7 protein-coding genes and 1 pseudogene are annotated in these 6000 nt (G+C 37.0%); 4 read left to right on the forward strand and 4 right to left on the reverse strand.

The window, feature by feature from the left end; translation table 11 throughout:
* Positions 1 to 458 precede the first annotated feature (458 nt).
* On the forward strand, positions 459 to 938 hold the full coding sequence (locus tag C5470_RS19510; protein ID WP_036843248.1) for an Hcp family type VI secretion system effector: 480 nt from the start codon (positions 459 to 461) through the stop codon (positions 936 to 938).
* Positions 939 to 1021: 83 nt separating this feature from the next.
* Here C5470_RS19510 and C5470_RS19515 read toward each other — a convergent pair whose 3' ends face one another.
* The 4 genes from C5470_RS19515 to C5470_RS19530 are packed head-to-tail and all read right to left on the reverse strand — an operon-like array spanning position 1022 to position 2836.
* The gene (locus C5470_RS19515; RefSeq protein WP_132355077.1) at positions 1022 to 1357 is read right to left on the reverse strand and encodes a hypothetical protein; all 336 of its coding nucleotides are present in this window, start codon (positions 1355 to 1357) and stop codon (positions 1022 to 1024) included.
* Positions 1350 to 1709 carry a hypothetical protein gene (locus tag C5470_RS19520; protein WP_166291367.1) on the reverse strand — a complete coding sequence of 120 codons (360 nt, stop codon included), beginning with the start codon at positions 1707 to 1709 and terminating at the stop codon, positions 1350 to 1352. Before C5470_RS19520 ends, C5470_RS19515 begins: the two co-directional genes overlap by 8 nt.
* Complete coding sequence (locus tag C5470_RS19525; protein WP_166291369.1) at positions 1702 to 2076, reverse strand: hypothetical protein; 375 nt, start codon at positions 2074 to 2076, stop codon at positions 1702 to 1704. The genes C5470_RS19520 and C5470_RS19525 overlap by 8 nt, the downstream gene beginning before the upstream one ends.
* Positions 2069 to 2836 carry a DUF4225 domain-containing protein gene (locus C5470_RS19530; protein ID WP_166291371.1) on the reverse strand — a complete coding sequence of 256 codons (768 nt, stop codon included), beginning with the start codon at positions 2834 to 2836 and terminating at the stop codon, positions 2069 to 2071. Before C5470_RS19530 ends, C5470_RS19525 begins: the two co-directional genes overlap by 8 nt.
* A 285-nt stretch (positions 2837 to 3121) precedes the next feature.
* On the opposite strand from C5470_RS19530, the pseudogene C5470_RS19535 reads away from it, so the two are divergent.
* From C5470_RS19535 to C5470_RS19545, 3 genes and pseudogenes are all read left to right on the forward strand, one after another.
* Positions 3122 to 3364: pseudogene (locus C5470_RS19535) on the forward strand (antibiotic biosynthesis monooxygenase); the annotation flags it as partial.
* Between the two features lie 251 nt (positions 3365 to 3615).
* The gene (locus C5470_RS19540; protein WP_070974790.1) at positions 3616 to 3768 is read left to right on the forward strand and encodes a Hok/Gef family protein; all 153 of its coding nucleotides are present in this window, start codon (positions 3616 to 3618) and stop codon (positions 3766 to 3768) included.
* Between the two features lie 519 nt (positions 3769 to 4287).
* On the forward strand, positions 4288 to 5736 hold the full coding sequence (locus C5470_RS19545) for a flavin-containing monooxygenase (protein ID WP_166291372.1): 1449 nt from the start codon (positions 4288 to 4290) through the stop codon (positions 5734 to 5736).
* Positions 5737 to 6000: the final 264 nt, after the last annotated feature.

Consider the following 6000-nt stretch of genomic DNA (forward strand, 5'->3'; position numbering starts at 1 on the left):
GCCAATATAACGATAAGAGATAATACTGTTTACAATTTGCTGAAAAACTCGGGGTGGAATATTCCACCCCGGGATTCTATTCCTGCGTTTTTCTTGCCGATCAGTAAAATCAATGAGCAATAACGCCTAACAGAATATCCAAGTACCAAAGCCAACATTACTGAATATCATATTAGCAATACCGATATCGCTAATGAATCATTGCCTATAAATTAATTCAAATGGTTGACTTTTACTCAGATTACGCTATTTTTGAGGAATGGAAAGAGTCTTGATCAACATTCTCCTCATTAGAAGATACTAAATCAGAATACTTCAAAGTGCTTTCCAAACAGGCAGACATACCTACGTTTGACCTTTTGATAGCATGATGGAAGTTAGAAAAAGAGATGAAGCTAAAAATCAAACTACTTTCTTACATATACCATTCATACAAATGATACAGGAGTAAACATATTGTGGCTGACTTAATTTATTTAACAATAAAAGGGAAGGATCAGGGATTAATTTCCGCTGGTTGCTCGTCACTTGACTCAATTGGTAATAAATACCAGGCGAATCATCAGGATGAAATTTTGGTTTACAGTTTAAGCCACTCAATGTTGCGTAAGAAAAATGTCAATCATCAACCGGTGATAATTAAAAAGCCTGTCGATAAATCAACGCCTTTATTAGGTGTTGCAATTTCCAACAATGAATTATTGGATTGCTTTATTGATCTTTATCGGATAAGTTCAATTGGAGGACTGGAATTATATTTTAAATTAAAGCTAATCGGGGCTAAAATATTGGAATACAGTGTCCTCCATCCTAACTCTTTAGAACATAATGATCAGCAACCTCAAGAAACATTATCATTAATATATAAAAGCATAACATGGAGCCATGTTATCGCAGGGACGAGTGGTTATAGTATATGGGAAGATACGGTATATTAATACCTAATAAAACTCCACTTCTTTGGGAGGTGGGGTTCTATAATTTTAAAATAGACTGCAATTTATAAACTATTAAGCAAGTCTCAATCTTTTTTATTTTCTTTATCACGATAAAATTTACTCACGGGCACAAGACAGGAATATGCAATTAAAAAAAACAAAGCGCCATAAGTAATTGAATCATAATCGTAAATACTAAAATAATGTGGAAATATATATATCAGCACACCACCATTTGCTAAAATGGTATATTGAACAGTATTAAAAAATAAAAGAACAAGAGTAAATAGTACTTCTTGAATATGGACCTTTACATACCCTCTCAGCTTAACAAGTATAATAAATATGAAAATAGACATTGCATAATAAATAACAACAAAAAATAAATTATAATATGATAATGTCACATCATCATTCATTTTTTTCACCATTACCTTTGTTCTTCTTTTCTTTTTCTTCACGATAAAATTGACTCACAGGCATCAGACAGGAATATATAATTAGAAAGAACAAGCCGCCAAACCGAATTGAACTATAGTCGTAAATACTAAAATAATGTGGGAATATATATATCAGCACACCACCATTTGCTAAAATATTATATTGAATAATAGTGAAAACTGAAAGAATAATAGAAAAAAACACTGCTTGAATATAAACCTTTACATGCCATCTCAGCTTAACAAGTATAATAAATATGAAAATAGACATTGCATAATAAATAACAACAAAAAAGAAATTATAATATGATAATGTCACATCATCATTCATTTTTTTCACTATTACCTTTATTCTTCTTTTCTTTTTCCTCTGTATCAGATGCATCACGATAAGATTTACTCACAGGCACAAGACAGGAATATGCAATTAAAAAAAACAAAGCACCATAAGTAATTGAATCATAATCGTAAATACTAAAATAATGTGGAAATATATATATCAGCACACCACCATTTGCTAAAATAGCATATTGAACAGTATTAACAACCAAAAGAATAAGAATAAAAAACACTTCTTGAATATGGGCCTTTACGTACCCTCTCAGCTTAACAAGTATAATAAATACTAAAATAGATATTGCGTAATAAACAATAACAAAAAAGATATTGTAATATGACAATGTCACATCATTATTCATTTTTTTCACCATCAGAAATCGAATAAATACCGAAACCAGTCACAGCATCACCGAAAAGTTCAGCAACCAGAGGTACTTTCCCCATCTCTTGCCACCCCCTGATGTAATCAGTTTTAATATATCTAAATAAACGAAAAGTTCCAGGCCTCACAACAGATCTCATCATGCCGTATCCAGACAAACTCAAATCTACATAGCCGTAAACGCTATCACCATCAGCTTCACTATAACCAAGTGTTTTAGCCACATCACGATAAACATCTCTTGCCGGACCTGAAACCCCTTTTCTTAATAACAGGTAATACCCATTCTCATAAACATTATTTCCTCCTTGCACCAATAGCGGAACACCAAAACCCGCACAAGCTGCACCGAGGGAGGCCACGCATACCCCAATACCGGCAAAAATTTGAGAGCCACCACTAACAAAACCAACTTGTTTCAAAAATAAATTGATTCTGTCATCTTTTTTTTCTTTTTGAACAATCAGATATTGCTGGCTATCGTTTATTCGCAGGTCAAATTCCTGTTTCTTCAGATTATCTATTTCACTTTGAATGATTTCAATACCCCCATCAACAGACAAGCAATTTGAGCCTACCTCGTGATTAACCTTTCTTATTAGTTCATTCGTTTCGAAAAAAAAACCGTTTTTGCTTCTAACATCAGAAAGATATCGTAAATTGAGCCTGGATGATATTTCATTTAACTCTCTAATTTTTGCCTCTAAACAACTATGATGCTTTGATGAAAATACCATTTTAACCTCTAAACTCGTTAATTCTAACTTATACGATCCTCAAGCAACACGTGCATCGTTCCACCATCTTGTTTAAAAAATCACTGTAAACCCTGAATCCGTGGGTGCTGATTATAGATTCCAGTGGATAACCAACATTATTAAACCACAATAAATAAACAATCAATAGGTTTTCCTGCTGACAAAATACACTAGAATGAAAATACCAGCAAAGCCTATGAGTTGTTTTTGGGTGAAAAAAATAAGCAGGATAAATTCAATAGAATTCTCTCCAATATTTATTGAGTTCTTCTATTAAATCGTCTTGGCTCAATCCAGGAAGAAGGTAATTTACGTTTTGATGTATTACGGGATGAAAATATTCCTACCCGCTTCTATATTTATGAAGCATATATCGATGAGAAAGCTGCCAATGCACATAAAAAAACACTCCATTATCTGAAATGTGTTGAAGAGTTTGAACCCCTGATATCCAAACCAAGGAAGAAAACCTCTTTTATTGGTGTGGTGCCAGAAGTGAAATGGTAGATTCACATAATAAGTGCAACATCGTTGAATTATAACTTCGCTTCCAATGAGCCCGCTCACAGAATTAAAGAAAAAAGCCGAAAAATCCGGCTCTTCTGTTAGAATTAGGTCGGGTGCTTGAAGCCGTCTGCTTCAAGCCTCGGTAAGTTGCAGACAGCAAAAAGCCCCAAATGATCTTTCAATCAATTTGAGGCTTAATGTTATGTCCGAACAACATAATCTTAGCCTCTTAACTTCGTAAGGGCAAGAAAATGTCACGAAAACTGTTGCTGTATGGCCTGGTAGTGGTCTGTTTGACACTGTTAGCGTTTACTTGGCTTGTACGCGACTCACTGTGTGAGATCCGCATTCAACAAGCAAACATGGAGTTCGCGGCGTTTCTGAACTACGAAGTTAGAAGCTAACCGTGGGGCAGGGTTCTCCCTGCCCTTTCGGTGGTTATCGTTGTCGGATAAGGCTTCTAGCACCCAAATTAACAAACCTGTTAATACATCAACGCCTTTATTCGGTGTTGCAATTGCTAATAATGAATTATTGGATTGTTTTATTGATCTTTATCGGATAAGTTCAAATGGAGGGCTGGAATTATATTTAAAAAAACATAACACCATAACTAATTGAACTATAATCGTAACCAAGAGAAGCCACGCACACCCCAATACCGGCAAAAATTTGAGCCCCACCATCAACAGGCAAGCAATTTATTCCTACCTCTTAATTAACGCTTCTTATTAATTCATTCGTTTCGAAAAGAAAATCACTTACGCTTCTAACATCAGAAAGATATTGTAAAATGAACCTAGATTATTTCAACCAAAATAATCACTGTTTCTAACAGTGGAAATCCCACTGAATAAAAAATAACATAACTTGACTGCGGGATATTGATCTCATCAAAAGATGACCTTGTGGGAGAGATAACAATGAATAACCATTATGATGTTTTGATTATTGGCGCGGGTATTGCTGGCATTGGTGTAGCATGTCATTTAACAAAGAAATGTCCTGATAAGAAATTTATTATCTTAGATCGTCGCCATACAATAGGCGGTACCTGGGATTTATTTCGCTATCCGGGCATTCGCTCAGATTCAGATATGATGAGCTATGGCTATAAATTCCGTCCTTGGACAGACACCAGTATTTTTGCAGATGGGCCTTCAATTAAAAGTTATATCCATGCAACAGCAAAAGAGTATGAAATTGATAAGAAAATACAGTTTGGGATAAAAATCACGCAGACTGACTGGTCAAATGCGACTCGCCAGTGGACCGTTACCGCGATTGACGAAATCAGTGGTGAAACCCGGCAATTCACCTGTGATTTTCTCGTCGCTGCAACAGGTTATTACAACTATGATGAACCTTATTTACCTGAATTCCCCGGCATTGACGATTTCAAAGGCCCGGTAATTCACCCTCAACACTGGCCTGAAGGATTGAATTATAAAGGCAAGCGGGTTGTTGTCATTGGTAGCGGCGCAACAGCAGTCACTTTACTTCCTGCTATGGCAAATGATACTGAACATATCACGATGTTACAGCGCTCCCCGAGTTATGTTCTTTCAATACCAGGAAGAGATAAGATAGCAGAATACTGCAAAGGCATTATTCCCCAGCGCTGGATTTACACATTGAGTAGAAATCGCAATCTCTTTCTGTACCGTTTACTTTATAAAACGAGTCGACATTTACCTAACTTATTGAAATCGTTTTTGCTGGCGTCAGCTCGCAAACGTGTCGGCCCAGACTTTGACATGAAGCACTTTACTCCAAAGTATATGCCATGGGATGAACGTCTGTGTTTTATTCCCAGTAGTAACCTATTTAAGGTATTAAAAGAAGGTAAAGCGTCTATCGTTACTGACCATATTGAACGCATAACTGAAAACGGTATCTTATTACAATCCGGCAAAGAATTACCCGCGGATATTATTGTTACAGCGACCGGGCTGAGATTACATTTTATTGGTGGGATTGAACTCTCTATTGATGGGCAAAAACAACAAAGTCATGATCGAATGCTCTATAAGGGAACGTTGATACAAAATATCCCTAATTTTGCCTGTCTGTTTGGTTATATCAATAACGCTTGGACGTTGAAAGTTGATCTATCGGCGGAATACATCTGCCGTTTGTTGAACGAGATGGAGCGTCGCGGTGCGACGGTTGTGACACCATATGCTCAACCGGGTGAAATGCTGGAAGACGAAAATATTTTTGGTGCTTTAAAATCCGGTTATATAAAACGTGCAGGGGATTCTCTTCCTCGTCAGGGACGCAGCTCAACCTGGCAGGTTCCACATGATTACAAAAAAGATCAACAAGTTTTGGGACAGCCTATCGATGATGCCGCGTTGAAATGGACATAACCGCATTGACGGCTCCCACCGTGTCAGGAAAGTTCCCGTAGCGCGCGTTCTTGACGAGTTTGACACAAGCCTCAGTGGGCAGAAACGACGAGCCCCGCCTCTTTTAGCAAGACCCGCCGTAAACCCTCGCCCAGTGCGAGGGTGTCGCAAAAGGTCGGCATTGAAAATAACCCCACAGAAATTTATTGCCTGTTATTGGGACTGGCAACCCATGACAGGCTAAAAATAGCCCATAATATCAGGGCAACTGCCCTTGATAAGTTA

It is taken from the genome of Photorhabdus stackebrandtii (genome assembly GCF_011189495.1).
Classification (GTDB): domain Bacteria; phylum Pseudomonadota; class Gammaproteobacteria; order Enterobacterales; family Enterobacteriaceae; genus Photorhabdus; species Photorhabdus khanii.